This is a genomic window from Bacillus sp. EB106-08-02-XG196 (assembly GCF_013396335.1).
Taxonomy (GTDB): Bacteria; Bacillota; Bacilli; order Bacillales; family Cytobacillaceae; genus Neobacillus.
Window position 1 is genome coordinate 144,062 of record NZ_JABWSY010000004.1, and the last position, 25,309, is coordinate 169,370.

At 37.8% G+C, this 25,309-nt stretch carries 33 protein-coding genes; 9 read left to right on the plus strand and 24 right to left on the minus strand.

The features are described 5' to 3' along the window. The first annotated feature begins 37 nt into the window (after window positions 1–37). The 3 genes from leuB (at window position 38) to leuD (ending at window position 3,259) form a co-directional block, all read left to right on the plus strand. On the plus strand, window positions 38–1,144 hold the full coding sequence (gene leuB / locus MLOOGBEN_RS08090) for a 3-isopropylmalate dehydrogenase (protein ID WP_179157747.1): 1,107 nt from the start codon (window positions 38–40) through the stop codon (window positions 1,142–1,144). 111 nt (window positions 1,145–1,255) lie between these two features. Next, window positions 1,256–2,674 carry a 3-isopropylmalate dehydratase large subunit gene (gene leuC, locus MLOOGBEN_RS08095; protein WP_179157748.1) on the plus strand — a complete coding sequence of 473 codons (1,419 nt, stop codon included), beginning with the start codon at window positions 1,256–1,258 and terminating at the stop codon, window positions 2,672–2,674. Continuing rightward, entirely contained in the window at window positions 2,675–3,259 is a 585-nt protein-coding gene (gene leuD, locus MLOOGBEN_RS08100; protein WP_179157749.1) for a 3-isopropylmalate dehydratase small subunit, read from the plus strand. It abuts the gene before it with no gap. 105 nt (window positions 3,260–3,364) lie between these two features. Here the strand turns inward: leuD and MLOOGBEN_RS08105 are convergent, their stop codons facing one another. After that, window positions 3,365–3,691, minus strand: coding sequence for a YnfA family protein (locus MLOOGBEN_RS08105; RefSeq protein ID WP_179157750.1), 327 nt, complete (start codon window positions 3,689–3,691; stop codon window positions 3,365–3,367). A gap of 98 nt (window positions 3,692–3,789) precedes the next feature. Between MLOOGBEN_RS08105 and MLOOGBEN_RS08110 the strand changes: the two genes are divergently transcribed. The 3 genes from MLOOGBEN_RS08110 to MLOOGBEN_RS08120 all read left to right on the plus strand — a co-directional run bounded on the left by MLOOGBEN_RS08110 (window position 3,790) and on the right by MLOOGBEN_RS08120 (window position 5,767). After that, window positions 3,790–4,035, plus strand: coding sequence for a hypothetical protein (locus tag MLOOGBEN_RS08110; RefSeq protein ID WP_179157751.1), 246 nt, complete (start codon window positions 3,790–3,792; stop codon window positions 4,033–4,035). A gap of 47 nt (window positions 4,036–4,082) precedes the next feature. After that, entirely contained in the window at window positions 4,083–4,223 is a 141-nt protein-coding gene (locus tag MLOOGBEN_RS08115) for a hypothetical protein (protein WP_179157752.1), read from the plus strand. Window positions 4,224–4,396: 173 nt separating this feature from the next. Then, window positions 4,397–5,767 carry an MFS transporter gene (locus tag MLOOGBEN_RS08120; protein ID WP_179157753.1) on the plus strand — a complete coding sequence of 457 codons (1,371 nt, stop codon included), beginning with the start codon at window positions 4,397–4,399 and terminating at the stop codon, window positions 5,765–5,767. A 268-nt stretch (window positions 5,768–6,035) separates the two neighbouring features. Here the strand turns inward: MLOOGBEN_RS08120 and MLOOGBEN_RS08125 are convergent, their stop codons facing one another. The 17 genes from MLOOGBEN_RS08125 to MLOOGBEN_RS08205 all read right to left on the minus strand — a co-directional run bounded on the left by MLOOGBEN_RS08125 (window position 6,036) and on the right by MLOOGBEN_RS08205 (window position 19,040). After that, window positions 6,036–6,656 carry a hypothetical protein gene (locus tag MLOOGBEN_RS08125; RefSeq protein ID WP_179157754.1) on the minus strand — a complete coding sequence of 207 codons (621 nt, stop codon included), beginning with the start codon at window positions 6,654–6,656 and terminating at the stop codon, window positions 6,036–6,038. Window positions 6,657–6,676: 20 nt separating this feature from the next. Beyond that, entirely contained in the window at window positions 6,677–7,228 is a 552-nt protein-coding gene (locus MLOOGBEN_RS08130) for a class I SAM-dependent methyltransferase (protein WP_483296383.1), read from the minus strand. Window positions 7,229–7,248: 20 nt separating this feature from the next. Then, a complete protein-coding gene (locus MLOOGBEN_RS08135; RefSeq protein ID WP_179157755.1) occupies window positions 7,249–7,635 on the minus strand; it encodes an iron chaperone in 387 nt (128 codons plus the stop codon). Window positions 7,636–7,706: 71 nt separating this feature from the next. Further along, the gene (locus MLOOGBEN_RS08140; protein ID WP_179157756.1) at window positions 7,707–8,261 is read right to left on the minus strand and encodes a histidine phosphatase family protein; all 555 of its coding nucleotides are present in this window, start codon (window positions 8,259–8,261) and stop codon (window positions 7,707–7,709) included. A gap of 17 nt (window positions 8,262–8,278) precedes the next feature. Beyond that, complete coding sequence (locus tag MLOOGBEN_RS08145) at window positions 8,279–8,677, minus strand: GNAT family N-acetyltransferase (protein ID WP_306430733.1); 399 nt, start codon at window positions 8,675–8,677, stop codon at window positions 8,279–8,281. A 78-nt stretch (window positions 8,678–8,755) separates the two neighbouring features. Then, window positions 8,756–9,187: a VOC family protein gene (locus MLOOGBEN_RS08150; RefSeq protein WP_179157758.1), complete on the minus strand. Its 432-nt coding sequence runs from the start codon at window positions 9,185–9,187 to the stop codon at window positions 8,756–8,758. A gap of 28 nt (window positions 9,188–9,215) precedes the next feature. Next, window positions 9,216–9,917 carry a hypothetical protein gene (locus tag MLOOGBEN_RS08155; RefSeq protein WP_179157759.1) on the minus strand — a complete coding sequence of 234 codons (702 nt, stop codon included), beginning with the start codon at window positions 9,915–9,917 and terminating at the stop codon, window positions 9,216–9,218. A gap of 110 nt (window positions 9,918–10,027) precedes the next feature. Beyond that, entirely contained in the window at window positions 10,028–10,603 is a 576-nt protein-coding gene (locus MLOOGBEN_RS08160; protein ID WP_179157760.1) for a GNAT family N-acetyltransferase, read from the minus strand. Window positions 10,604–10,766: 163 nt separating this feature from the next. Then, window positions 10,767–11,390 carry a histidine phosphatase family protein gene (locus tag MLOOGBEN_RS08165; RefSeq protein ID WP_179157761.1) on the minus strand — a complete coding sequence of 208 codons (624 nt, stop codon included), beginning with the start codon at window positions 11,388–11,390 and terminating at the stop codon, window positions 10,767–10,769. 197 nt (window positions 11,391–11,587) lie between these two features. Further along, window positions 11,588–12,817 carry a PucR family transcriptional regulator gene (locus tag MLOOGBEN_RS08170; protein ID WP_179157762.1) on the minus strand — a complete coding sequence of 410 codons (1,230 nt, stop codon included), beginning with the start codon at window positions 12,815–12,817 and terminating at the stop codon, window positions 11,588–11,590. A gap of 145 nt (window positions 12,818–12,962) precedes the next feature. Next, window positions 12,963–14,444 carry a sodium/proline symporter PutP gene (gene putP / locus MLOOGBEN_RS08175; protein ID WP_179157763.1) on the minus strand — a complete coding sequence of 494 codons (1,482 nt, stop codon included), beginning with the start codon at window positions 14,442–14,444 and terminating at the stop codon, window positions 12,963–12,965. A gap of 104 nt (window positions 14,445–14,548) precedes the next feature. Continuing rightward, the gene (gene pruA / locus MLOOGBEN_RS08180) at window positions 14,549–16,093 is read right to left on the minus strand and encodes an L-glutamate gamma-semialdehyde dehydrogenase (RefSeq protein ID WP_179157891.1); all 1,545 of its coding nucleotides are present in this window, start codon (window positions 16,091–16,093) and stop codon (window positions 14,549–14,551) included. A 115-nt stretch (window positions 16,094–16,208) separates the two neighbouring features. Further along, window positions 16,209–17,126: a proline dehydrogenase family protein gene (locus MLOOGBEN_RS08185; protein ID WP_179157764.1), complete on the minus strand. Its 918-nt coding sequence runs from the start codon at window positions 17,124–17,126 to the stop codon at window positions 16,209–16,211. Window positions 17,127–17,655: 529 nt separating this feature from the next. Then, window positions 17,656–18,012 carry a DUF2085 domain-containing protein gene (locus MLOOGBEN_RS08190; RefSeq protein WP_179157765.1) on the minus strand — a complete coding sequence of 119 codons (357 nt, stop codon included), beginning with the start codon at window positions 18,010–18,012 and terminating at the stop codon, window positions 17,656–17,658. Beyond that, window positions 17,987–18,262: a hypothetical protein gene (locus MLOOGBEN_RS08195; RefSeq protein WP_179157766.1), complete on the minus strand. Its 276-nt coding sequence runs from the start codon at window positions 18,260–18,262 to the stop codon at window positions 17,987–17,989. The genes MLOOGBEN_RS08190 and MLOOGBEN_RS08195 overlap by 26 nt, the downstream gene beginning before the upstream one ends. A 16-nt stretch (window positions 18,263–18,278) precedes the next feature. Further along, window positions 18,279–18,608, minus strand: coding sequence for a hypothetical protein (locus MLOOGBEN_RS08200; protein ID WP_179157767.1), 330 nt, complete (start codon window positions 18,606–18,608; stop codon window positions 18,279–18,281). Window positions 18,609–18,725: 117 nt separating this feature from the next. Continuing rightward, on the minus strand, window positions 18,726–19,040 hold the full coding sequence (locus tag MLOOGBEN_RS08205) for a DUF3892 domain-containing protein (protein ID WP_179157768.1): 315 nt from the start codon (window positions 19,038–19,040) through the stop codon (window positions 18,726–18,728). A gap of 127 nt (window positions 19,041–19,167) precedes the next feature. Between MLOOGBEN_RS08205 and MLOOGBEN_RS08210 the strand changes: the two genes are divergently transcribed. Together MLOOGBEN_RS08210 and MLOOGBEN_RS08215 are read left to right on the plus strand one after the other, a co-directional pair. Continuing rightward, a complete protein-coding gene (locus MLOOGBEN_RS08210; protein WP_179157769.1) occupies window positions 19,168–19,914 on the plus strand; it encodes an RDD family protein in 747 nt (248 codons plus the stop codon). Window positions 19,915–20,065: 151 nt separating this feature from the next. Then, complete coding sequence (locus tag MLOOGBEN_RS08215; protein ID WP_179157770.1) at window positions 20,066–21,643, plus strand: glycosyl hydrolase family 28-related protein; 1,578 nt, start codon at window positions 20,066–20,068, stop codon at window positions 21,641–21,643. On the opposite strand, the gene MLOOGBEN_RS08220 is transcribed toward MLOOGBEN_RS08215, so the two are convergent. Further along, a complete protein-coding gene (locus tag MLOOGBEN_RS08220; RefSeq protein WP_179157771.1) occupies window positions 21,634–22,224 on the minus strand; it encodes a DUF1836 domain-containing protein in 591 nt (196 codons plus the stop codon). The genes MLOOGBEN_RS08215 and MLOOGBEN_RS08220 overlap by 10 nt on opposite strands. A 129-nt stretch (window positions 22,225–22,353) precedes the next feature. On the opposite strand from MLOOGBEN_RS08220, the gene trhA reads away from it, so the two are divergent. Next, window positions 22,354–23,001, plus strand: coding sequence for a PAQR family membrane homeostasis protein TrhA (gene trhA, locus MLOOGBEN_RS08225; RefSeq protein WP_179157772.1), 648 nt, complete (start codon window positions 22,354–22,356; stop codon window positions 22,999–23,001). A gap of 42 nt (window positions 23,002–23,043) precedes the next feature. On the opposite strand, the gene MLOOGBEN_RS29140 is transcribed toward trhA, so the two are convergent. From MLOOGBEN_RS29140 to MLOOGBEN_RS08245, 5 genes are all read right to left on the minus strand, one after another. Continuing rightward, on the minus strand, window positions 23,044–23,178 hold the full coding sequence (locus MLOOGBEN_RS29140) for a hypothetical protein (protein WP_256988982.1): 135 nt from the start codon (window positions 23,176–23,178) through the stop codon (window positions 23,044–23,046). Window positions 23,179–23,316: 138 nt separating this feature from the next. Next, a complete protein-coding gene (locus MLOOGBEN_RS08230) occupies window positions 23,317–23,784 on the minus strand; it encodes an SRPBCC family protein (protein ID WP_179157773.1) in 468 nt (155 codons plus the stop codon). A gap of 60 nt (window positions 23,785–23,844) precedes the next feature. Further along, window positions 23,845–24,567 (minus strand): GDSL-type esterase/lipase family protein, encoded by a 723-nt coding sequence (locus tag MLOOGBEN_RS08235; protein WP_179157774.1) that lies wholly within the window; start codon window positions 24,565–24,567, stop codon window positions 23,845–23,847. A gap of 10 nt (window positions 24,568–24,577) precedes the next feature. After that, entirely contained in the window at window positions 24,578–24,970 is a 393-nt protein-coding gene (locus MLOOGBEN_RS08240; protein WP_179157775.1) for a DUF488 domain-containing protein, read from the minus strand. 107 nt (window positions 24,971–25,077) lie between these two features. Continuing rightward, the gene (locus tag MLOOGBEN_RS08245; protein WP_179157776.1) at window positions 25,078–25,308 is read right to left on the minus strand and encodes an excisionase family DNA-binding protein; all 231 of its coding nucleotides are present in this window, start codon (window positions 25,306–25,308) and stop codon (window positions 25,078–25,080) included. Between the last annotated feature and the right edge of the window lies 1 nt (window position 25,309).

Consider the following 25,309-nt stretch of genomic DNA (forward strand, 5'->3'; position numbering starts at 1 on the left):
CGAGGCGAATTAAAAAATGACGAGGAGGTTGCTTCGAATGAAAAAACGTATTGTATTACTACCTGGTGATGGGATCGGCAAGGAGGTTATTAATTCTGCAAAAGATGTTTTGAATGCTGTTGCGGAAGAATTTAACCACAGTTTTAACTTCGAAACCCATGAGATCGGAGGGGCAGCCATTGACCTATACGGCACTCCGCTGCCGGAAACAACAGTTGACGCTTGTAAGCGGGCTGATGCTGTATTATTAGGCGCGGTTGGCGGCCCGAAATGGGATAACAACCCCTCCCATTTACGCCCTGAAAGAGGATTACTCGGTATTCGTAAGGCCCTTGATTTATTCGCAAATTTAAGACCCATTAAAGGATTTAAAAATTTGCTGCATGCTTCTCCTCTAAAAGAAGAAATTGTTGCAGGCAGCGATTTATTAATCGTCCGTGAATTAACCGGCGGTATTTACTTTGGTACTCCAAGTGAACGACGCGACAACGGTCAAACTGTTGTTGATACACTCGCTTATACTCGTAAAGAGATTGAAAGAATTGTAGACAAAGCCTTCCAAGCTGCACAAGGACGACGTGGACACCTTACTTCAGTTGATAAAGCAAATGTATTAGAATCCAGTAAAATGTGGCGCGAAATTGTCGAAGAGAAAAAAGCTCAGTACCCAGACGTGGTGGTTGAGCATGTATTGGTTGATGCGGCAGCAATGAAATTAATCACTAATCCAACCAAGTTCGATGTTATTGTTACAGAGAACATGTTCGGTGACATTCTTAGTGATGAAGCCTCTGTCCTAACAGGTTCACTAGGAATGCTTGCTTCAGCGTCTTTGAGTGAAGATGGAGTTGGTTTATATGAGCCTGTTCACGGTTCTGCACCAGATATTGCAGGAAAAGGTATCGCCAACCCATCAGCAATGATTTTATCAACTGCATTAATGCTGCGTTACTCTTTCCAATTAAATGATGAGGCAAAATTAATCGAGGATGCGGTACAGTCTGTGTTAGATAGTGGATGCCATACAGCAGACCTTCACATTCCTGAAGGAAGACAAGTAGGCACAGAAGAAATGACCCGTCTAATTGTCGATTATATTAAGTCCCAAAACGCATCAAAATGTATCATGAGCTGTTACGTTTAACTAGTCGCAGCTGGGCTCAACGGTCCAGCTGCTTCTCCATATCAAGGATCTTCTTTTTCCGGGGATGAATACCCCCTCTTTACTAAATCTAGAAACGTGAGGAAGGACACTATGCAAAAACCCAAAAATATAATTCAAAAAGTTTGGCAGCAGCATGTTGTACATCAAGAAGCAGGAAAACCTGATTTACTTTATATTGATTTGCATCTAGTTCATGAAGTAACCTCTCCTCAGGCATTTGAAGGATTACGAATGAACGGACGAAAAGTACGCAGGCCAGATCTTACTTATGCAACGATGGATCACAATGTTTCCACACGTGATCGAAACGTGATCAAAGATCCTGTTTCTAAGAAGCAAATTGATACATTAAAAGAAAATTGTCAGGAATTTGGCGTTGAACTCTCTGATCGACAACATCCCGACAATGGGATTGTACATGTAATCGGTCCTGAACTTGGTCTAACACAGCCAGGAAAAACAATCGTCTGTGGTGACAGTCATACTTCTACACATGGTGCGTTTGGCGCGCTGGCGTTCGGAATTGGGACAAGTGAAGTAGAACATGTCTTAGCTACACAAACACTTTGGCAAGCACCTCCAAAAACAATGAATGTGAAAGTAAATGGCAAGCTTGGAACAGGCGTGACAGCGAAGGATTTAATCTTAGCGATTATCGGTAAATTTGGGGTTCAATTTGGAACTGGTTATGTGATGGAATATACAGGTGAAGCGATACGCTCTCTTTCCATGGAAGAGCGTATGACGGTTTGTAATATGTCCATTGAGGCTGGTGCACGAGCAGGCTTGATTTCTCCAGATGAAACAACTTTTGAATACTTAAAAGGACGCCGTCATGTTCCTAAGGGTGAAGCTTTTGAGGAAGCCGTTGCAAAATGGCAGGCACTTGCCTCTGATGAAGGTGCAGAATATGACGCAGTGGTTGAAATTGAGGCATCGGAGGTTGAACCGCAGGTTACATGGGGAACAAACCCGGGTATGTGCATCCCAATTACAGCAACAGTGCCAAATCCAGATAATGCAGAAAAAGCGAATAAAAAAGATGAAATTTCTCGTGCCCTACAATATATGGGACTTGAAGCCGATCAGCCTATTTCTAGTGTGGAGATCGATCATGTCTTTATTGGCTCTTGTACAAATTCACGCTTAAGTGATTTACGCAGTGCGGCAGATGTCATCCGTGGCCGTAAGGTAAACCCTAAGGTGAAGGCAATTGTCGTTCCAGGTTCTTTTAGTGTGAAATTGGCTGCCGAAAAAGAAGGCATTGATCAAATTTTTATAGACGCAGGTTTTGAATGGCGTGAAGCTGGCTGCAGTATGTGTCTTGCTATGAATGATGATATCGTTCCTCCAGGCGGACGCTGTGCTTCCACTTCTAACCGGAACTTCGAAGGCCGCCAAGGAAACGGTTCTCGTACACACCTTGTCAGTCCTGAAATGGCTGCTGCGGCGGCTGTTGCAGGTCACTTCGTCGATGTTCGCAAGTTCACAGCACAGGAGGTACTATAAATGGAACCACTACGCATTCATACAGGTATCGTTTGTCCTTTAAACCGAAGTAATGTTGATACAGACCAGATTATTCCAAAGCAATTTCTAAAAAGAATTGAGCGAAGCGGTTTTGGACAATTCTTATTCTATCACTGGCGCTTTGATGATGAAGGTAACCTTCGTAAGGATTTTTCAATGAATCATCCAAAATATCAAGGAGCCTCCATTTTAGTAGCTGGCGAAAACTTTGGCTGTGGATCCTCTCGTGAACATGCACCATGGGCGATTCAGGACTTTGGTTTTAAAGTGGTTATTGCTCAGAGCTATGCAGATATTTTTAAAAATAACTGTGTGAAAAATGGTATTCTTACGATTCAAGCAAGTGAAGAACAGGTTCAAAGTATTATGCGAAAAGCTGAATCTGAGGAGTACTCACTTACTGTGAATCTCGAAGACCAAGTGGTTACCGATAATCAGGGGTTAGAGTTTACTTTTGATATCGCTCCATATCCAAAGGAAATGCTGCTTAACGGCTGGGACGAGATTGGTGTAACGCTTAACTATAAGGATAAGATTTCGCAATATGAACTTGCAAATAAATAATCCTTTAATAATCATTAGAAATGGCAAGGGTATAAACCCTTGCTATTTTCTTTTAATTTTCTGGTTTTTCTGATTTGTTTTTCGGTAGGATTCCAAGCTCTTTTATTAATGCCGTGGTGCCAGTAACATCACCAAAACACCAACAATACATATTCCCGCACCAACCCAGTCATATAGATCAGGTGTTTTTTTATCGATCCACCAGCCCCATAAAACTGAAAGCACAATGAACACTCCCCCGTAGGCAGCATAAACTCGCCCGAATGAAGGGAATGACTGAAAGGTCGCAATTACACCGTATAAGGCTAAAACGAGCCCGCCAATGAGTCCCCAGTAGGAAGGCTTCCCTTCACGCATCCATTGCCAAATTAAATAGCCCCCTCCTATCTCTGCAATTCCGGCAAGAATAAATAAAAGAGTTGCTTGAAACATTACAATCACATCCTAATCTTTTTACCTTTTTTTAAAAAGAGTATAAATAATTTTCTGCATCATAGAGTTTTATAACGGACAAGGTTAGGAGTGGTTACTTGATTAAATTAATATTAATAATTTTATTTGTCCTTCTTTCCATTACTATACTCTTCTTTATCTTAACAAAAAATAAGCAGCAAATGATTCAGACCTATTCAATTTCAACCTTTATGGGAGCAAGTACTGATAATGAACTTCTGGAACCTAAACAAACTATCATTGAAAAAATTAATCATTTTTTTGATGATAATGATGCTGGGGATGATGGCATAGACGACGGTAGTGATGACGCAGGAGAATAGACAAATGATTTAGGTTTGATACTAAGTAACAAAAAGGAGGGATTACGATGGATGGAAAGTATAATACAAATGATGATGCGAGTGTTGAGCTGAAGAAGGCTCTTAATAAAACTACACCTAGAAAGAATCCAAACATGAGTGAAGCAGAGTTTAAGATGAAATATCAAGGAAAAGCAAACAAACTCTAACTAGTGCTAAATTAGAAATAACTCATATAACATCTAACATAAAAGCAGTGGATTTCGAGTAAATCGCACTGCTTTTAGCATTTACTCAGAATAGTTTTTAATTATCTCTCTCAAAAGGACCATAATTTGCTACTATTAATTAATAGTATTTATCTAAGAGGAGATTGTGTGTGATGTCTGTAACAAAGAATGTTTCATTCATAAAAAATCAAAATTTTCTAATCGTTGCTATCGCATTGGGTGTAATACTTAACCCACTAAACACAACGATGATCACGGTTGCATTGCCAGAGATAAAAAATGAGTTTTTGCTTACCTCAAAAGATATTGCATGGTTGATTGCTTCCTATTTTATAATTAGTGCTATTTTCTTACCCCTTATTGGTAAATTAAGTGATTATTATGGAAGGAAAAAAATTTTCCTATTTGGACTACTCTTGGTAGGTATTTCTTCCTTTACCGCACCATTATCGCCGAATATGCCGTTTCTACTAGGAATGAGATCGATACAAGCCATCGGAACGTCTGCGCTATATCCTGCCGGGATAGGAATCGTTCGTACATATATTGAAAAAAATCAAAATAGAGTCATCGGTACACTATCGGTATTTGCTACCACCTCGGCAGCATTTGGACCGACAATCAGCGGGCTGTTAATTCAACAGGGCGGCTGGCATATTATCTTTTATGTTAACTTTCCAATTATCTTTATTTCTGCTATTTTGGCTACCCTCACTATTCCGAAAGATGAAAAGAGTACAACGAGGAATTTCAAGTGGGATGGAATTGGGATTGTTTTGTTCGGGCTATTAATCTCTATTTGGATGTATTATTTCCAAACGTTAGAAAGTGGTATGAATGTATGGGCATTAATCGCTTCATTAGCGTTAACTTTTTTATTTTACTTCTTTGAAAAAAAGAAAGAAAATCCTTTTATCGACGTTATTTTCCTAAAGAAAAATCTAAACATTTCATCGTTGTATATTCAATATATTTTTTCAACAGTGATATTTTTTGCCATGCTCCTTTCAATGCCGATTTATTTACAGTCTGTATTAATGCTTAGCTCCAAACAAACGGGTATCATTATGCTCTCTATTTCCATATTTGCCATGCTTATTACACCATTGGCGACGCGTTGGATTGAAAAATCAGGATATAGAATCCCTTTATTAACAGGGGTATTGATAGGAGTGGTTGGTGTTGTCCTATTACTGACAGTCAATATTAACTCTCCACTTTATTGGATATTTATTGTGTTATCAACCATCGGATTGAGTAATGGTATTCTAAACATCGGTTTACAAACGCTGCTCTATTCATTCGTTTCTATATCAGAAAGTGGAACGGCCTCAGGTCTATTTATGACATCAAGATTCATAGGGAATATCCTTGCTTCAAGCATATTTGGTGTGATGTTTGCCACAGGAGTCAATGATACTAACCAAAATTGGTTAGCCATCATTTTAATCGTTGTATCCGTTATTTTATTGCCAGGAATACTGTTCGTAACAAAAGCCAAACCCGAAACAAATACTCCATAGCTTAAAAAGGCAATGTACAGGCTGCCTTTTTTGCATAATACCATAATCGTTTGTTAAAACTGAATTTTACAGTATCGTTCCCACTAAACCCCGTTTACTCCGTTTAAGGGAACGATTCCCCAAGTATTGTTCCCTTAAACGCTCATTTTCGCCGTTCAAGGGAACGATTCTCCAGGTAACTTACCCTTGGCACCTCGTTTTGGTCATTTAAGGGCACGATTCCTTCACATATATGGATAATTGACTTTCGTTTTAATCTCTCTCACTCCTAATTTAATCTAAACACAATTTCAAGCCCGGTTGGTTTGCCCTTGGAAAAATCATGATATTCTTTAAAAACGAAGGTAAGTCCTGAAGGATCATCTGGTAAAGGAGGAAACACAATAAAATTTTGTCTGAAGTGACCATCAGAACCGCTCCCACTGTCTATGCGACATTCATAGTTTTCTCCTAATCTCAGTTCGAGAGCACGATGATGACGCATGTGCCTCAGGTGAGGATCCTCGTCAAGATCCTCGGTCTTGTCATCCCAATCCATATTCAGTTGTACAACGGTGGCATTCTCGTACTGCCGAAGAAAGGTCAGGGTATATAACCGCTCATCCTTTTCAACAGATTGCAGGATTGGTACATGTTTGATAAAGTTTTTAGGTTCCACGCGAGGTTTAAACTCATCCTCCATTCGCAGTGTCCCAAATACGGAATTCAATAAATCCTCGTAAAGACCGTACTTTTTTGCCCATTCACTTATGTATTCTGGTGGTGGAAATCCTGGGTTGTTGTTTGAAATATCCTTACGCTGTTTCAGTAAAGCACATATTTGTTCGTCAATCGGAAAGATCTTTTCATCATAATGTTCAGTTGGCCGTTCAAATGGCATTCTTTTCATAGTACTCCTCCTCAATCTTATTAAGGTTTTATTGCATCGATTATTAATGAAGGAAATAATAGCTTATCCCCTTGATTCCTAGGATCAAACTTTTTCGACCGAAAAATCACACCATCTTCAGCATGCCAATCCCTGAAATGAAAGTTACCTGCTTCATCACAATATTCAAGTAAAGTCACTTGAAATCCTGCGACTTCAAACATTTTAGATAGAGTTCGGTAATTATGAACGATTTTATGACTTGTAGCGGGATGATCTTTTGGACCTGGGCCGCCGATTTTTACTATATTTTGATATTCCTCATCGGGAAAATATCCATCTGGAACCGCACACCGTATATAGCCTGAAGGCTTTAGGTATTGATAACAAAGTTTAGCAGCCTGAATGCCTTCTTCAAATGTTAAGTGCTCCCAAACATGTTCAGCTAGAATCGCTGTTATGGAATTATAAGTAAACTTGTTTCCCCACGTGATCTCATCTATTAAATTGAGCTCTTCTTCCTGGGTATGTAACCACCCTGGATTATTATTGTATTCCCCTGCTCCGATAACAACTTTGATTTCCTTTTCCATTACCGCCAGTTTCACCCCGATTATTTCTTTTTCACCTTTTCCTCTGCTTTCTTCCTATTTTCAGCCACTCTAAATTTAACAATCTCGCTAATTAAATCATATGGCAGCGGTTTGTCTTTAGGGAACTGGACTGCCCCTTTTGAGCTTTTAAACTCTGTTAATTTATGTTGAAAAGCTGCGATTCCACTTGGAGTTGGATAGAATCCTATATGATTTTTATTAGCAGCGAAATACACGAGATTTCCATTCCAGGAAAAAGCGGGCATTTGATAACTTATCTTTTCCACTGCATCGGGTGCTGACTCTTTAATCACTTCTCTTAGATTTTGGAGTATATCCTGAACTTCTTTTGGAAATTGCCTTATGTATTCATCAATCGAATTAATGTTGATTTTATTTTCTTGCATGATTTTTTCTCCTTACCATAGCAGAATTTTCAACTAAACCATTCCTTAGTTTCATTATAATAAATTCCCCTTCATTCCTTGCTTAATTCCAATAGCATTTGCTCAAAGGTTACTTTATTATTTTCCTTTTTCAAAAGAAACACATCAGGATTACGTAGATTCCGCCAATCATCAAATCCGAATTCATTATTATAATGATTTAACAGTAAAGACAATAAATTACCATGTGTAACAATAATGGTATCTTGAGATTCAATTTTCAGAACTTCCTCTACTACACTTACAATACGACTAGCCGCTTCATTACTAGACTCTCCACCTTCGAATTTCAATTCAAAATCATCAAAGGTGGCTTTTAGTTTTTCAAGCCAGTCGGAAAGGTTTTCGGAACTAAGTACACGTTCTGTTAATAAATCGTTTGTTTCAATCTCCAAATTTCGTCTCTTTGCAAGGGGTTCTATAGATTGCACTGTACGCTTATATGGACTAGCAATAATACGGTCAATTGGAATTCCGGTCAACAAATCCGCCAAATGAATGGCTTGATTAAAGCCTTTTTCTGTAAGTGCTGCTTCAGGTGGCTGCCCTTCTGCCTCACAATGCCTAATAAGATATATTTTCTTCACTATAACCTCTCCTAACTTTATTCTTCTAGCGTTTTCCTAAAACCATAAAAAGGACGATATCCTTGTCCTTCATAAAAAGAACGAGATGAACTAGACGCAAGCATTTCGATTCTTGTTTTCGGATATACATTATGAACGTATTGAAGTAGCTCACCCCCAAGACCTAACCCACGATACTTTTTATCAATTAACAGTTCACAAATGTAAAGAGTGATTTGTGCATCCGTTAAACCCCGGATATAGCCAACTACTCCGTCACTTTCAGTTTCTGCAACGAATGAAACTGTTGAATTTTTCCATGCTTCCTTCGTGTCATCATTCTTTTCAACTAGGTTAATCCAGCCCTCTTCTCTGTTTAACACTTGAATCCTATTAAAATCACTTTCTTGATACTGTCGGATATTTATTTGATTCATTGAATACATCTCCCCAAAAACTACAAAAAAATGAATTGATTAGGAAAGCCTTACCTCTGAGAAGTAAGGCTTCAACTATTATTCAATAATTAACATATCATTTTCATCAAAATTCCAGCTTTCAGCATAGGCAGCTTCCCAATAATATCCATCTGGATCTGAAAAATATCCACTATACCCACCCCAAAATACCTTTTGCGGGGCTTTTACAATCCTTCCTCCCGCTTGTTCCACCATTTCAAAGATCCGATCAACCTCTTCTGCGGATTTTGCATTATAAGCAAGGGTAATCCCTGAAAAACCTTGACCGGCAGGAGGGTCATTTTCATTGATATCCTTGGAAAGCTCATCTAATGGATACAATGCCAGTTTGGTACCGCCATTTTTAAAGAAAACAATTCCCGGATTATCCTCCGTTACCGAAGTTTCAAATCCGAGTCCGTCACGATAAAATTTAAGTGACTGAGATATGTTTTTCACACCTAACGTAATCAGGTTTATTCTATTCATCTTTTATACCTCCACTTGTTTAGAAAAACTACTCTATTACAGCTGTTTCTTGTTTAATTACTTCCTTAATAATTTTGTTTCCATAGGCACCGCGATGGAGGGCGTTAGTATCAGACCAATATAGCTCTCTAAATGAAACTCCATTATTCAGTTCAATCTCTAAAAATATACGATTGCCTTCAAATGCTTCCTCTTTATACATTTCCATGTGGTCTATAGCTTCTAATAGAAGCCATTCATTAAGAAACTTGTCCTTCGATTCAGGCGAAAAAGTATGCATTCTGCTGCCATCATCTGTACTTTCAATATGGATGTCCTTAACCAAATCCTTAATTGGATAAATATCTCCGATTGTTTTTGCGTCTTTCTTTTGATCAGCCACATACACTTTATCGTTTGCTACTACCATCAGGGATGAAGGATAGCCTTTTACAGCATAAACAGTCGTTCCTTTTGCTAAATAGGCTGCATCACCATTTTTCATTTTATGATCACTGCAGGCATTGTCAGCCATTTTATAGGTAACTTTTCCAATAGGCTCTCCTTTTTCAATTTGAGTGCTTAATGGTTCATTTGGTGCTACGTCAAATTGATGTTTAAATGTAACATCATCAATCTTTAACAGATCGACCCACTCAATGGCACCATCTGGACATCCAATCGTTAAATTGCTTGGATTACAGGAGGTTAAAAACGTTGAAAGAAATAAGAAAATTAATATTCTTTTCATCCACTTTCCACCCTTTGTTTTTTCTCAACAATATATATTCAGCATTTAAACCTGTAAATCCTTCCCAAAAAAAGAAAATGCTTTACCCTCATAGGAGTAAAGCACAATTTTTAAAGTTCATCTAATATATTTTGATTTTGAGGATCTTCGTTAAAGGACAAAACCTCTTCAACAGGTTGATAGGATTCACCGTAAAAATGTTGATCCTTGTAGATATGAATCTTGTTATACGTCTTTCTCATGCCTTCAAATATCAACTCTTCAGGCTCTTTATTTGGAGCCCAATAGAGAATTTCCATTTTATTAACCTCATTAGTAGCTAGCGACCGTCTTTCATACCCGATTGAATTGGCATGTTCAAAGCCCTCACGTTTATAAAAATGCAGCCTTTTTCCTGAATCACTGTCTTCATAATTAACGGGTTCAACTTCAAGAATAATAGGCTTTCCTTTTTGTTTCATTTTTCCGATGAGCTTATGACCCAGACCTTGACCACGCGCATTTTTTGAAACGAAAAGATAATCAATAAAGACAAAATCATCTAACTCGGCGTACATCAAAACATGATTAGGACCCTCATCCTTATGGTAGATATCAGACCTCTCTCTTAATAATGTCTCCATATGTTCTCTAGACTTCATTTCTTCTACAGGAAAATATTGATTTAGCTTCTCATACCAATGCATTACACTGCTCCTCTTTTAAATGTCTTATTGAGGAAAGTATGTGTAATTATTCTCTTAATCATTCTTCATCTTATTTACTATTTTCCTAATGAAAAAATGTGTCTGTAAAGAAATAGCGCTTTACTTTTATAGTATCCGCTGACCATTCTTCAGGACCCTTTTCTTAAATAAAATTTACAGATTCCAGATGAGTGATATCTCCTTCTAGCACAAGTTTAAAACCATTTTCATTCATTTCTACAATCGTAAGACTCGTATCATGGATATAGGGAGGGTCCCATAAGGTTTCAATTGGTGAATTTTTTAAAAATGAATACAAACATTTGATTGCTACAGAATGTGTAACAATTAATATATTTCCAGATTTATATTCTCTTTTTATTCGATTTAAAACCTGAATGACTCTTGCCCGCGTTTCTTCAAACGTTTCGCCTCCATCAGTCGTAAATAGATGTGGGGTATTCCAAAATGATTCAAACTCTGTTTGATACAATTCTTTAATGGAAGAATGAGTTTTTCCTTCCCATTGACCCAGTTTAATCTCCCTTAGATTCTCATCGTAAATGACAGGAATATCTCTTTCTCCCCGTATCAAGTTGGCAGTGGCTTTCGTCCTCCCGCTTGTGCTTGAATAAATAGCAGTTAACTCAATTTCTTTCAATCTTTCACCTAAACATACTGCATTTTTTATACCGTTTTCTGTTAGATTTGAATCCAGCCAGCCCTGCATTCTTTTTTCACGATTCCACTCTGTTTCACCGTGTCGTGTTATGTATAGAGTTATCATAAGTTTCTCCCTTATTTGTTTATTACATAATATTTATATTAAAAATATTTAATTAACCCCTCGTTGCAATTATAACAAAAACTCGCCTATCTAATAGACGAGTTTTATCTGCCATTTTATTTGTCAAATTTAATATCATAAAAAGAACATCTACACTTGAATAGTGGATTATTGCTGATGTTACGTCTTTTAAATAATCATTTTTCACGCTTCATTAGCTGCAAATCAATAAACAGGTGACATCTTGTATTAAAATCGTCAAAATCGATTGCAGTTAAGTCGGTGATTTGATTGACCCGATATTTCAATGTATTGATATGGACGAAAAGTTGATCTGCTGTCGGCTTAAGCCTGCAGTTATTTAATAAAAAAACTTCTAATGTTTTTAGCAAATTTGTTTGGCTTTCCAGATCTTTCTTTTGCAGGATTAGTAAATCTTCATTAATATAACTTGTCTCACTTTGATGCCGATAAATCGTTTCAAGGTAACGAAAGACTCCGAGCTTTTTATATTCAAAAGTTAATAGTATAGGAGAGCCGATGTATTTCGCAGCATTAATTACTTCCAGTGCTTCAGCATAGCTTTTACTAAGCTGAAGGATAGATAAATATGCATTGCCGATTCCGGAAAAAACTTTTTGATTTTTAAATTGGCTTAATACTGTGTGCGTTAGTTCATTGGCGCTTTCAGACAATCGTCCTGAATCCTTCGATGTGCTTCCGATGATGACAATGATCTTCAGTTGATCTGTGAAGAGGTGGGTCGGTCGGTTTAGAGCATTAGCAAACAGCCGAACTGTCTCCGTGAGCTCACCAAATATATCTTCATCGTTTTGAGCCACTGTAAAAACATTAATAATAAAAGCATCTGGAATAATTACCTTAATATTTGCGGCTTCCCATTTTATTTGGTTTTCCGTTTGATAGGTTTTCTCGATTATTTTCTTATAAAATTGATTTTTTTCTTCATCTTTACCAAGCTTTAACTGGTTCTTTTGATAAAGAAGCTTTCCGATATGAAAAGATACTTCATGCAAGAAATTAAGCTCATTATCTGTCAGCAGCGTATTTGTTTCTTGAACCCAGATATATCCGAAAATGATTTCTTTATATTTTGCACTTACAACTACACGCTGATTAAGACCAATACTTTGAAATTGCTTAATACGGAATGGCTTAGGGATGCTTTTTAACTGTTCAACGATTCCTTCATCCATAAATTTTTCTAAAATGCTGATTGGCCATCGCTTCGTAAAGATTGTTTGTTGATTTGCTTGATCAAATTGGTCGATATAATACGAGCTGTAGGACAACAAGGAAAACTGATCACTCTCGATTACTATTGGCTTTTTTAAATAGGCGCTGACCATATCGGTAATTTCGTCTATATCTGTCAAAGATAGTATTTTTTCCAACGGCTGACTCATACAGCTCCTCCTATTCTTTTTAGTTAAATAATTATTACTAAAAAAATGATAGTTATCCATTAGCATACATTCATTAGAGACGATTGTACATAATGTTTTTTTCAAATAGGGGAATAGCCCGCAGCATAAACTGCGGGCTTTTCAATCAACTTTCTTTTTTTAGAATTTCAAGTGTTTCTGTGAATTCCCTATCAATTTCGGCATTCGGTTGATACGTCGCGATACTTACAAAGTACGTAACAATCCAACAGATAATGAAACCGGGAACAATTTCATAAAGCGTGCCTGTCAATGAATCAACGTTACCCCAAATCATGACGGTGATCGCACCTGCGACCATTCCCAAAAGGGCACCCTTAGTCGTAATCTTCCTCCAGTATAGGGAAAGTAAGATAATAGGGCCGAATGAGGCACCGAACCCTGCCCAAGCAAACGATACGATTTTTAAAACAGACTCGTTATTTGGCCAAGCGAGCGCCATTGCAATAACCGAAACGATTAGGACGGCCATTCTTCCTAAAAATACGTATTGTTTATCAGAGGCATCTGTCTTAATAACCGCTTTATACAAGTCTTCAATAAGCGCTGATGATGTGACAATCAGCTGTGAAGAAATCGTACTCATAACAGCTGCAAGTACAGCTGCAAGCATAATTCCCGCAATAAACGGATGAAAGATAATCTGCCCGAGGACAATAAACACAGTTTCTGGATCAGCGAGTGTTGCATTATTTTGCTGATAATAGGCAACCCCGACAAGAGCCGTTGCAACAGCTCCAAAAAGGCTGAGGAACATCCATCCGATTCCGATGCGTCGTGCGCTTTTCACTTCTTTAACCGAACTGATCGCCATGAAACGGACAATAATATGCGGTTGACCAAAATAGCCAAGCCCCCATGCAACCGCTGACAAAATCCCGAGGAAGGAAGCACCGGAAACAAAGTTCAACAATTGCGGATTAACTTCCCGAATGCTTGTTGCTGTTTCCGTAAGACCACCTGTAAGAAAGACCCCAGCAATCGGTACAAGTAGAAGTGCGAGAAACATAATAATCCCTTGGACAACATCCGTATAACTTACAGCCAAAAACCCACCAAACAAAGTATAGAAAATAACGACAGCAGATACGATCAAAAGACCAGCGTGATAGTCAAGACCGAAAGAGCTCAGGAAAAACTTCCCGCCTGCAACCATTCCAGAAGATACGTAAAAAGTAAAGAAAATAAGAATAATGATACCTGAAGCAATACGTAAAAGACGTGATTTATCTTTCAGGCGGCTTTCCAAGTAACTAGGAATCGTAATGGAATCATTCGACACTTGCGTATAGACACGAAGACGTGGTGCAACGAGAACATAGTTAAAATACGCACCAGCCGTCAGCCCAATTGCAATCCAAATTTCAGCAAGACCACTCAAATAGATTGCACCCGGTAGACCCATGAGTAACCATCCCGACATATCTGCAGCACCAGCACTGAGAGCCGTAACTGCCGGACCAAGTGAACGTCCGCCAAGCATGAAGTCCGTCAGGTTGGATGTACGTTTAAATGCATACCAACCGATGAAAACCATAGCACCCATGTAAATAATAATTGCTAATAATTGATACATTTCATTGGACATAGTAAAACCCCTTTCTAAATCTTTTTTATTATTAACATTAATACTATTTTAATAAAATAAAACGCTTCTGTTTTCTGATATTAGAAAATAGAAGCGTTTTTTCCTTAGTACATTTCAGAAGTAGTTTTTGCTTGCATATGAAGTTGTAAGTAATCCGGCCCGCCTGCTTTAGAGTCGGTTCCTGACATGTTAAAGCCTCCGAACGGCTGGTAACCTACAATGGCACCTGTACAGCCTCGGTTAAAGTAGAGGTTTCCGACATGGAAGTCTTCACGGGCTTTAGCCATGTTCGCACGATTTGTTGTAATAACTGCACCTGTTAGTCCGTATTCTGTGTTGTTGGCAATTTCAAGTGCATGATCGAAATCTCTCGCTTTTGCGAACGCGACGATTGGACCAAAAATTTCTTCCTGCATTAAGCGGGCGTTCGGATCGACATCCGCGACAATTGTAGGTTGGACGAAATACCCTTTAGAGCTGTCACCTTCACCACCTGCGAGGATGCGGCCTTCTTCTTTGCCGATCTCCACATAACTCATAATCTTATCAAATGCCGCTTGGTCGATTACCGGACCCATGAAATGATTTTCCACTGGATTGCCTATAATCAGTTCTTTTGTTAATTGTACAGCGCGATTTAACACTTGTTCATAGACATTTTCTACGATAACCACACGTGAACACGCTGAACATTTTTGACCCGAGAAACCGAAAGCGGATTGAACGATTGATTGGGCAGCTAATTCAAGGTCTGCCTCTTGATCAACAACAATCGTATCTTTTCCGCCCATTTCTGCGATAACGCGCTTCATCCAGATCTGACCGTCATTAAGCTTCGATGCACGTTCAAAAATACGAAGTCCGACATCACGAGAACCTGTGAAAGAGATAAAACGCGTTTTCGGATGGTCGACGAGGTAATCGCCGACTTCAGCGCCACTACCAGGTACAAAGTTTAAGACTCCAGCTGGGAGGCCTGCTTCTTCCATTACTTCCACAAATTTTGCTGCCACAACTGGTGTTGTAGAAGCTGGTTTCAATAAGACTGTGTTTCCAGTAACGATAGCGGCAACAGTTGTTCCCGCCATAATCGCAAACGGGAAGTTCCACGGGGAAATAATAATTCCTACACCTAGCGGAATATAATCGTAGCGATTGTATTCACCTGGACGGCTTTCAACTGGAACACCATCTTTGATTTTCAGCATTTGACGTGCATAATACTCTAGAAAATCGATTGCTTCTGCTGTATCGGCATCTGCTTCATTCCAAGGCTTGCCTGCTTCTTTTGTTAAAAGAGCTGAAAATTCATGTTTGCGGCGGCGAATGATGGCTGAAGCTTTAAATAAAACATCCGCACGGATTTCTGGTTTTGTTTTTCTCCATGCTTCAAATGCAGTAACAGCAGCCTGCATTGCTTCTTCAGCAAGTTCTTTATTTGCTTTTGACACACTGCCAATTACTTCTTGTTTATCAGCAGGATTATATGAAACAATTTTACCATCAGTTGTTACTTTTTCATTTCCAATGACTAATGGATAGTGTTGTCCTAAATAACCTTCTACAAGCTGGAGCGCTTCTTCATATGCCTTTTTGTTTTCCTCTTTTGAAAAATCAGTAAATGGTTCATGTTTGTATGGAATCATTATTTTTTACTCTCCTTTTAGGTAAGATGTATAAATTAATCATTTCGTATTGTCCTTTTTGCGTTGATTACTAAAGGCGCATTATGTTTGTTTATACGGGCTATTAGATTAGGCAAATTTAGCTTTTGACCATCCCTTTAAAAGCAAAGGAAATATTCGCTGGTCTTTCGGCTAATCTTCTCATGAAGTAGCCATACCAATCCATGCCGTATGGGACGTAGACTCTAAATTTATAACCTTGTTTGGCTAACTCTAACTGTGTTTTAGTTCTCATTCCATAAAGCATTTGGAATTCAAATTGATTATTTGGAATATTATGTTGCTTAGCGATCTCTTTTGTATATTCAATCATCGCATCATCATGTGAAGCAATGGCGGTATAGTTACCGCTTAGCAAGCTTTGTTTGATTAGTTTTTTATAATTCTCGTCTACATCCTTCTTTTCAGGAAAGGCCACTTCAGATGACTCTTTATATGCCCCTTTTACAAGGCGTAAAAACGGTTGATAAGAGCCAAGGTCTTTCAAATCCTGTTCTGTTCGGTATAAATAAGCTTGCAAAACAGTACTGACACATCTGTATTTTTTTCTGAATTGCTTAAATAGATCAATCGTTGCCTGGCAGCGCGACACATCCTCCATATCAATTGTTACCATGATATTATGTTTTTCAGCTGTATCGAGAATTCTTGTCATATTTTTAACAACAAGCTCACGGTCAATATCAAGGCCTAAAGAGGTCATCTTCACAGACACTTGTGAATCAAGATTTTCATTGCTGATCATTTCGATTGTCTGTATACACTCCTCTGTTCGTTCATTGGCGACATCAACTGAATCAACAAATTCTCCTAAATGATCGACTGTAACGGATAATCCCTGTTTATTTAATTCACGAATAAAGCGAATTGAACTTTGGAAATCCGTACCACCAATAATTTTCCCAGCAGCAAAACTGCCGCCTTGTTTTTGTGCAAATTTATTTAATAAATTGTTTTTTGATAAAAATAAGAAAAAGTCCCTCGTAATCGCTTCCATCGTTTAATAACCTCCGAAAAGTATTAATATTTAAATTAATCTTACAATTTTGTGACATATCTCTACAATGTTCTTAATTAACAATAAAACGACTGTGCTTTTGTTGGTTTTGGACAAAGAAGGGGGAAAGATAAAGTAATCATAGGGATTTTTCGGAAAAATATCTGATTCAATTAAGGAAGCAGGAATAAGGTTTAGCTTGATTAAATATTTTGACAGCAAAAAAGACATTCCTTGAAAGAATGTCTTTTACTATACTTATTAAAGCTGTAGGCAAGATGACTCCTCCTTCTTAGAAAGATTCCAGTGATTAAATTCTACTTTAACAAAAAAAAGGCCACACATTCGACCTTTTATAAAATATTTTGAAGTGTTTCTAAAATGTATAAGATAAATTGATACACCATTGAGATTAGCTGAGATAAAAACTCAAATAACGAGTCCAACAAACAACATCACCCTTTCATAACATCCTGTTTTATACTATGCTTTGTGGGACGAGTATGAAACGGATAATAGCGCACTTCTGTTACAATACAAGAGAAATAATACCTTGGCTGATACTAACGATAATAATACTCTGACCTAAGCCACTTACGATTCCCGTTGTTACCCTTAATGGATTATTACTCAATCGAAGTTTCTTTTTTTGGGTCCAACCATCCAAAACCATGGGAAGATTTAATACGATCCCCAGCCAAAGTGGAAAATTTAATTCAAATACAAATAATAAAGGGAAAAATAAATACCCCAATAAGATACCCGTGCACCGTGCACATAATGGCAGCGTATGCCCTTTAATTGTTAGACTTCTGGACTTCATTCGATGACAAGGTACAATATCAGTTAACCGCTTCAGACTAATTACAATTTGGTCCACAGTCACAATCTGGTCCTCCATCACAATCTGATTTACCGTCACAATCCGGACCGCAATCAAATGTTGGACAGTCTGGAGTACAATCATCCTTCTTCTTTTTACGATGCTTCTTACTTCCATAATAAAAAAGCACAAACAGCAGCATTAAAATACCTATCGTCGCAGCAATTATGCCAAATACCATTTCACCATTTAGTAAAAACGCAGTTGCTACCACAAAAGAAATGATCATTCCAGTTAGAAGTAAAAAAAACATAACCCTCACCTTTTCTCTAGTTACTTCTCTTATTTTTTAACATTTTAATTCCTATAATAAATAATAGAATAGGTCCAATAACAAGAAATCTAAATACACTCGGAGTGGTTAAACAATACAAACTGAGTAGCAATGCCCAAATAGAACAAAGTATAAGCAGTTTTGGTTTTAAGGAAATGCTTGCGTAAATAGCCAACGTAACAGGAACTAAGTATATGACAGCAAACGAAGTTAGGACATCTGGCTCTGCGCTTGAATGGGTATAAGGGTTAAATAGTAAAATAAAACCACAAAATACAAGACTTCCAATCCCGCAAAACGCCCCTATCAGTCTCAAAAGCTTCACTTAGTTTCCCCCTAACAATAGTCTTTTTTACTATTTATATTCCATTGAAATGGTAAAAAACCTTTTTCTAATGAAAAGAAAAAGGGAGCGGCCCTTTGTGCCACTCCCTTTGCCAAACTAAAATTGGGGAAGTCGATCCAGATTGTTTTCCTTAATTCCATCCGGTTCGCTGCGAATGATATCTCTTCCGTACTTATGGAAAACATCTACATGTGCTATCTGACCTGATTTTGCTTCTGTCAAAGCCGTAATGTAATCCAGCTCTCTGCCATTGCTTGTTTTAAATGCAATGATATCCCCATCATCATTTTTCCTAACGGCTACAAACTCCTCTTTTCCATCAGGATTGCCATGAGCTGCCTCTAACTGCGCTTGCTGCTCACTTTGCTGCTTGTATTCATCATAAATTTTCTCATAATTCTTTTCTTCCAATTCATCCACCTCCGAACGTATGTTAGTATTTTGACGTTAAAGGCAAATAAATATTCAAAATACACAAAACCGACAAAAAAGGTCAATTACCGCACGTGGTATAATTTACCTAATTGGGGGCGATGTAATGGAATCAAATAAGGAAAATGTTTGGTTTTTTATTAAAGATTCTCAGCAGCAAGGACCCATCTGTTTATTTGAATTAAAAAAGTTGATAGAACAAAGAGTCCTAACAGGTGACACCTTTGTCTGGAACAAATCAATGAGCAGCTGGCAAATGGCAAAAAGTCTTGATATTTTTACAGATAGTATTTTTGAATCCACTAGAATTCACCTACTCCCAGATAAGTTTAAAACAAAAAAAGAATATGAAGAAGCAACATTTCCCAATGGAAGACCTTACGTACGATACCTTGCTAGATTTTTCGACCTTTCCTTATTTTCAATAATTATCATTCTCTTTGTGTCTATTCTCTTTCCAACGTTCGTCGCAGAATTCTCAAATTTATATATATTTATCATAAGTTTAATTCTCTGGATTATTGTTGAACCAGCCATTATTGCTATTTTCGGGAATACTTTTGGAAGGGCTTTCTTAAATACTAAGATTAAAAGCTTGAATGGTGAAAAACTCAATTTCAAAACCGCCATCAAGCGCAGCCTTTTTGTTAGTGCTGCTGGTATGGGATTCGGTATCCCTATATTAAATTTTATTTGCTTCTTTTTTTCCTATCGGGACCTAAAGGGTCGTGGAATGTCCACTTGGGACCATAAAATCGGAACGATAACCCTATATGGAAAGGTTAGTATGTCTAGGCTTTGCATTGCAGGATGCTTTCCTATGGGGATGTTAGCTGCAGGTTTTTATATTTAAATTCCAAAGAGAAGGAGCCGTCTTGATGTTGCAAACAGCTCCTTTTTGAGTTCAATGAAATATCAACTAGTACTTGTTCCTCTTACTAGAGCTTTTCCAGATAATCGGCAATAATAGTGGTATAAAGCTTTTCAGCTTGGAGTGAAAAAAAATGCTGAGTTTTGATAAATTCCATGACCCGAGAGAAAATGGAGAACTGATTTCAGAGATTACCGGAAAACATCTTGATATAGAAAAAGCCATAACAGAGACAGAAAAGCTATTTCATCAATGCCTTGAGAATAAGCCTGTACCTCAATACAACAAGCCACCAATCACAGTTCCTTTTTCGAAAAAGATCGAAGAGGGATTGTTTCGATTATTTGCCAGGCCAAATAGCATTTTGGAGCCTACACAGATTTACGTCGATTCTAAAGAAAATGTATATCCTGAATGGAAGCCGAAACTGGATAACGAGTACGAAAGCTTAATGAGTAGAATTACCAGGGAAGTAAATATTGAGGATTATGGCGGAGTTGGAGACGGAAAAACAGATAACACAGCCGCTTTTATAAGTGCGGTTGGAAAGGGATTCGTTAAAGTAAACGTTCCTGAAGGCATATTTATTACGAAAGGAATTGTTTTGCCATCTTGGACCTATCTCGTTGGGGCTGGAAAAGGCAAAACAACGATTAAACTGCATGACACAGCTCCTAAAGGGACTCGAATAATTACCAACGCCAACCATTGGAGAGGAAATCATCATTTATTTGTCCAGGGAATGAGTCTAGATTGGAATGTCGAAAGGCTTGGGGATGCTAAAAAGACAAGTACTTGGGGCAATCATTCAAGTTGTTTAACCTATGCGAATGTTACCTATGGCTGGGTGAAGGATGTTGAAGCGATTAATCCTGGACTCCATTGCTTTGATATTTCCTCAACTCTCTACAATTATGCTGGAGATGGATTTCGTGCCAAAGGCGGCAGCAAATATGTTTGGGTCGATAATCTAACTGGTTATGGTTTTGGAGATGACGGGATAACGACACATCATAGCGACTATATTTTTATTTCAAATTCACATATGTGTGACCCGAGCGGTCGTGCCCATCAGAAGGGTTTTTCAAATTCTAATGGGTTTGAAGTCGATGATGGGTCAAGGAATGTGCTTTTGGTTAATAATTCTTCGGCCAGATGCTTTGGAGGTATTGAAGTAAAAGCCCATCAGAATTCGTCAGCAGCCTCAAATATACAAATCGTTGGTCATATCTCTGTAAACGATAATCGGTCCTATAATTTCCGCCATATCGGACACCACAAAAGTACAGATACCGAATCAAAATCGGCTTACAATATTTGTGCTATAAATCTTGCAGCCATAAAGCCTGTTTTTACTGAATTATATAAAGATTCTACCCCACGTGGAATTGTTGTGTCTGCCTATAAAAATGTCGTGATCAACCATTTTACATTGATTGGCGACCCTGATTACGATTATAAGAGCAACCCAGTTATCGCCGTTCAGTACCGTGCTAGGAATGTGGTGCTAAACAATATTTCAATCAAGGAGTTTAATCGTGCAAGTGCAGATATTAAGGTTTATGGGGGAGAAAATCGGGCTGATTCTGTCTCTATAAATAATGTTGAGGTTTGTGCATCTGCTTCAGAGGCAATTGATATTGGTATAGATGTAGAAGATATTCAGATAAAACAAATAAATGAACAAGAAAAAGCGTCAAATCATTTATGACGCTTTCCCTCTTTTTCAACTACAATCTCGTCAACCAGTTTTTCTGCTACTTTTCGGTATAAATTACTCATGTGAACGAGTGAAGAAATCATAAGTACCTGCTCGAGGTATGGAGCGTTTCGATCTTCCATTTTCGATACTTCTTCATTGACATCCTTTATCCGTTCATTAATCTCCTCATTAAAATCAGCCACATTTCTTTGCGAGAGGTTTAAATAACTTTTGTAAAAAGAATCTATCTCTATATCCTCTTTGATAATCCTTTTATTTATCCCATCAAGTGTTGTCTGAATATCATTAATAGAAAGAGCCCCTTTTAATTGATAGATTAAACTCATCAAAATCAAATGCTCTTTTGAATACTTCTTATTTTTAATCGGAAAAATAAGCTTCCCTTTTGCATAGTTATTGATCATTGTTTTCGTAAGAATCTTTTCCTCGTCATTCCGTTTTGAATCTGCAAATTTATTCTCGAATAACTGAATCACCTGATCCATGTATAAATCAATATTCGGTATTTCATCTAGTTTAAGATTGGACTCCAGCCCAAGGCCCTCGAGAATTTCATTAATTTTTTCCATAAAAAACTCCGTTCATCGTGTTCTCTGATTAACATTATATCGTAACAATTATCCGTTGACTAGCTATTGTTTTACGAGTATCATTATAAGTAGTTATTAAAACTACATGTTGTAATCAGGAGGGATTTTGTGAGTAATTTTATTCGGGAACCAATTAATGGACTAACCCATTTAACTGGGGCGCTGTTATCGTTTGTAGGGCTTCTTGCAATGGTAATCAAAGTGTCGAGTACAACCTCGTCAACGATGGCCATTACTGCTGTCATCATTTTCGGAGTCAGCATGATTCTTCTTTATTCTGCTTCGGCCACCTACCATATGGTAATAGCTAGAGATCATGTGATTGCTTTTTTAAGGCGGCTCGATCATTCGATGATTTTTATTTTAATTGCCGGCACCTATACGCCTTTTTGCTTTATCAGTTTAAATGGAACAACTGGCAATATTTTATTTTCGATTATTGCGGCGGTAGCTATAAGCGGGGTTGTTTTTAAAATGGTATGGTTTAATTGTCCACGCTGGATTTCTACTGCATTGTATCTTGTTATGGGCTGGATGATTGTATTTGTTTTCTCGCCATTAGCAGGGAGCATGGATAGGCTGGGGTTATTTTTATTAGTTCTTGGAGGTATTTTTTATACCATCGGTGGAGTTATTTACGGGGCAAAGCCAAAATTCCTTCAATCTAAATACATGGGCTTTCATGAGATTTTTCACATTTTTATCATGCTTGGGAGTTTGTCTCACTTCTTATGTGTGTTTTACTTTGTTATATAAAATTGAAAAAACGCCCCCCTTGTGAGGCGTTTTTTCTTTGAATTAGGAGTTTTTTTTGTTATCTCTAGCAGCTTGTTTCCTTGCTTTCTTACTTAATCCTTGTTCCGCACCAAATTCTGTATCAGCTTTGCTTCCACCAGTATGAGGTTGGTTACGATTGTTATTTTTATTGGTCATTATTTGTATTTCCTCCTTATTATGTATGTTGGGCTAGCAACATCTTTTATAATGCTTAAAAGGATAGGAAATTATACCTACTTTTTCTTCACTTCTTTATCAGAGGAAAGTGCGAAATTTTCAGCTTCCTTACAACTCTTACCAATTTATGTTGGCATCCGGTGCCTTGTCGGCTACAAGATTTAATTGAATGTTGTGCTCTAGATACGCTTTTAATCCAGAGAGTACCATTATGTATCCTCCCATTGAGTCAATGGCTTGGCTAACCATTTCATCTCCACTTCCAGAAAATCCAGAGTTTGTAATTGAAACAAAGGTTTGATTGTCTACTCGGGGAGTAAAAAGCCACTCAACCTGGGTTCCGTCAGTCCACTCTATCCTTATTAATTTGCTTTGGACTAATTCCTTAACATATAATTCATCCCCAACACCATACATCTCCCAGTCCCACCTGATCGTTTTACCTTCTTCTAATCTTCCGCTGCTTTTAGTGAACCAGAACTTTGTAGTGATTTCTGGGTTTATAAAAGCTTCATATACTTCCTCAACTGAACTGCGAATAAGCATTTCTGCTTTTACAACGGGTTTTTCGTTTAGTGTTATCATTCTAAATGCTCCTTTTCCTTGGTTCATAGCAGTATTACACTATGTTTTCTAATTGGATGATTATTTAATACTAAGTTCTTTTAATACTTTGTCTGACACTCGCTCAGCAATTAGTTGATATCCAGCCGGATTGGGATGTAAGGAATCACTGAAATAATTACTTTTTGTTCTATTTTGAAATAAATCTAACGTTGGAACAAAGTAGACATGATCAAAATTATTAGCCACAATGGCTATCTTGTCGTTCCACCGTTCTATGGTTCGTAGAATCTGCTGATGATTTGGATAGTTTACATAAGGTTGATATAATCCTAAAACAAAAATAGGAGCAGCCGAATTTTCTATTCTAAGGTGTTCTAGGATTTTATGAAGATTTGTTGTGAATTTAACTTTTCCTTCATTTATCAGTTTACTATTAAGTGGATTAAATTGATGCTGAGCACTCTTTCTAAAATCATTCGTTCCAATGAACAGAATAATATATTCTGCCTTTTTTAATTGCAGGTTCATTTTTTTATCCTGCAGTTGTTCGAGAATGTTATCGGTGGTATACCTTGGTACCGCAAAGTTACTCACATGAACAGGAGCTTTCTTTATTTCTTCCAATTTTACTTTAACACCTTCTATATACCCCTTTTTTTCAGGGTCCCCGACTCCATGTGTGATGGAATCACCGATGGCTACTAAGTTAGTCACCTTTGTACTCGCTGAAGAACCTGGGTTCCCAGTATAAGTTCCAAACAGGATTAAAATAACACAGAATAGAAAGAGATAATTTCTCATAAAAAAACCCCTAGGTGTCAAATTCTTTTGTTTCAATATGATTTATTATTCTCTTTAGCTCTCCTTCTAAAACGATTGCATGATTATAGACAGGATCCTTTGCCCCATATAGGAGAGTAATATTCCCCTCTGAAGTCAGATGAATTAATTCATCTATCATCCTTAGCTTCTGTTCATCCGTACGTAATTCCTCTATGTATTTCGTTTGAAACTCATCAAACAACTCGGGTTTGTGGCAGAACCACTTACGAAGTTCAGGACTGGGAGCCACCTCCTTCTGCCAAGCCGTCAACCTAGCAGCCTCCTTCGAGATTCCACGAGGCCACAATCGATCCACTAAAATCCGAAAGCCATCTGACTCATCATACGGTTCATAAACCCTCTTCAAGAAAATATCCCCCATTAGAAGCCCCTCCTTATTGCGATTTTGAGCAAGTGTCCATACCAGGTGGACACTGTCCACGGACGGTGACAGGCACCATATTGGCACCATATTATAATGATTCTAAGTTAGTCCTCATCTTTTATATCGTGGTCTTCGGGGATGGGTTCGCTTAGGATTTCTTCGACTAGGTGTTTGTATTTTTCGATTTGTTTTAGGTGGGTATTGAATTGTTCTTTGTTGATAATCCATCCTTCTCCGTCATGGATGGCGCGGATTTTTTTTTGTTTGATTAGGTCTTCTATTTTTGATTCTGACATGGATAAGTATTCTGCTGTTTCTTTTATTGTTAGGTACATA

What these genes read in the sequence shown, in the direction of transcription:
- leuB (WP_179157747.1), top strand. Translation starts at nt 38, where the DNA reads ATGAAAAAACGTATTGTATTACTACCTGGTGATGGGATCGGCAAGGAG.
- leuC (WP_179157748.1), top strand. Translation starts at nt 1,256, where the DNA reads ATGCAAAAACCCAAAAATATAATTCAAAAAGTTTGGCAGCAGCATGTT.
- leuD (WP_179157749.1), top strand. Translation starts at nt 2,675, where the DNA reads ATGGAACCACTACGCATTCATACAGGTATCGTTTGTCCTTTAAACCGA.
- MLOOGBEN_RS08105 (WP_179157750.1), bottom strand. Translation starts at nt 3,691, where the DNA reads ATGTTTCAAGCAACTCTTTTATTTATTCTTGCCGGAATTGCAGAGATA.
- MLOOGBEN_RS08115 (WP_179157752.1), top strand. Translation starts at nt 4,083, where the DNA reads ATGGATGGAAAGTATAATACAAATGATGATGCGAGTGTTGAGCTGAAG.
- MLOOGBEN_RS08120 (WP_179157753.1), top strand. Translation starts at nt 4,397, where the DNA reads ATGTCTGTAACAAAGAATGTTTCATTCATAAAAAATCAAAATTTTCTA.
- MLOOGBEN_RS08125 (WP_179157754.1), bottom strand. Translation starts at nt 6,656, where the DNA reads ATGAAAAGAATGCCATTTGAACGGCCAACTGAACATTATGATGAAAAG.
- MLOOGBEN_RS08130 (WP_483296383.1), bottom strand. Translation starts at nt 7,228, where the DNA reads ATGGAAAAGGAAATCAAAGTTGTTATCGGAGCAGGGGAATACAATAAT.
- MLOOGBEN_RS08135 (WP_179157755.1), bottom strand. Translation starts at nt 7,635, where the DNA reads ATGCAAGAAAATAAAATCAACATTAATTCGATTGATGAATACATAAGG.
- MLOOGBEN_RS08145 (WP_306430733.1), bottom strand. Translation starts at nt 8,677, where the DNA reads ATGAATCAAATAAATATCCGACAGTATCAAGAAAGTGATTTTAATAGG.
- MLOOGBEN_RS08150 (WP_179157758.1), bottom strand. Translation starts at nt 9,187, where the DNA reads ATGAATAGAATAAACCTGATTACGTTAGGTGTGAAAAACATATCTCAG.
- MLOOGBEN_RS08155 (WP_179157759.1), bottom strand. Translation starts at nt 9,917, where the DNA reads ATGAAAAGAATATTAATTTTCTTATTTCTTTCAACGTTTTTAACCTCC.
- MLOOGBEN_RS08160 (WP_179157760.1), bottom strand. Translation starts at nt 10,603, where the DNA reads ATGCATTGGTATGAGAAGCTAAATCAATATTTTCCTGTAGAAGAAATG.
- MLOOGBEN_RS08165 (WP_179157761.1), bottom strand. Translation starts at nt 11,390, where the DNA reads ATGATAACTCTATACATAACACGACACGGTGAAACAGAGTGGAATCGT.
- MLOOGBEN_RS08170 (WP_179157762.1), bottom strand. Translation starts at nt 12,817, where the DNA reads ATGAGTCAGCCGTTGGAAAAAATACTATCTTTGACAGATATAGACGAA.
- putP (WP_179157763.1), bottom strand. Translation starts at nt 14,444, where the DNA reads ATGTCCAATGAAATGTATCAATTATTAGCAATTATTATTTACATGGGT.
- MLOOGBEN_RS08185 (WP_179157764.1), bottom strand. Translation starts at nt 17,126, where the DNA reads ATGGAAGCGATTACGAGGGACTTTTTCTTATTTTTATCAAAAAACAAT.
- MLOOGBEN_RS08195 (WP_179157766.1), bottom strand. Translation starts at nt 18,262, where the DNA reads ATGTTTTTTTTACTTCTAACTGGAATGATCATTTCTTTTGTGGTAGCA.
- MLOOGBEN_RS08210 (WP_179157769.1), top strand. Translation starts at nt 19,168, where the DNA reads ATGGAATCAAATAAGGAAAATGTTTGGTTTTTTATTAAAGATTCTCAG.
- MLOOGBEN_RS08215 (WP_179157770.1), top strand. Translation starts at nt 20,066, where the DNA reads ATGCTGAGTTTTGATAAATTCCATGACCCGAGAGAAAATGGAGAACTG.
- MLOOGBEN_RS08220 (WP_179157771.1), bottom strand. Translation starts at nt 22,224, where the DNA reads ATGGAAAAAATTAATGAAATTCTCGAGGGCCTTGGGCTGGAGTCCAAT.
- MLOOGBEN_RS29140 (WP_256988982.1), bottom strand. Translation starts at nt 23,178, where the DNA reads ATGACCAATAAAAATAACAATCGTAACCAACCTCATACTGGTGGAAGC.
- MLOOGBEN_RS08230 (WP_179157773.1), bottom strand. Translation starts at nt 23,784, where the DNA reads ATGATAACACTAAACGAAAAACCCGTTGTAAAAGCAGAAATGCTTATT.
- MLOOGBEN_RS08235 (WP_179157774.1), bottom strand. Translation starts at nt 24,567, where the DNA reads ATGAGAAATTATCTCTTTCTATTCTGTGTTATTTTAATCCTGTTTGGA.
- MLOOGBEN_RS08240 (WP_179157775.1), bottom strand. Translation starts at nt 24,970, where the DNA reads ATGGGGGATATTTTCTTGAAGAGGGTTTATGAACCGTATGATGAGTCA.
- MLOOGBEN_RS08245 (WP_179157776.1), bottom strand. Translation starts at nt 25,308, where the DNA reads ATGTACCTAACAATAAAAGAAACAGCAGAATACTTATCCATGTCAGAA.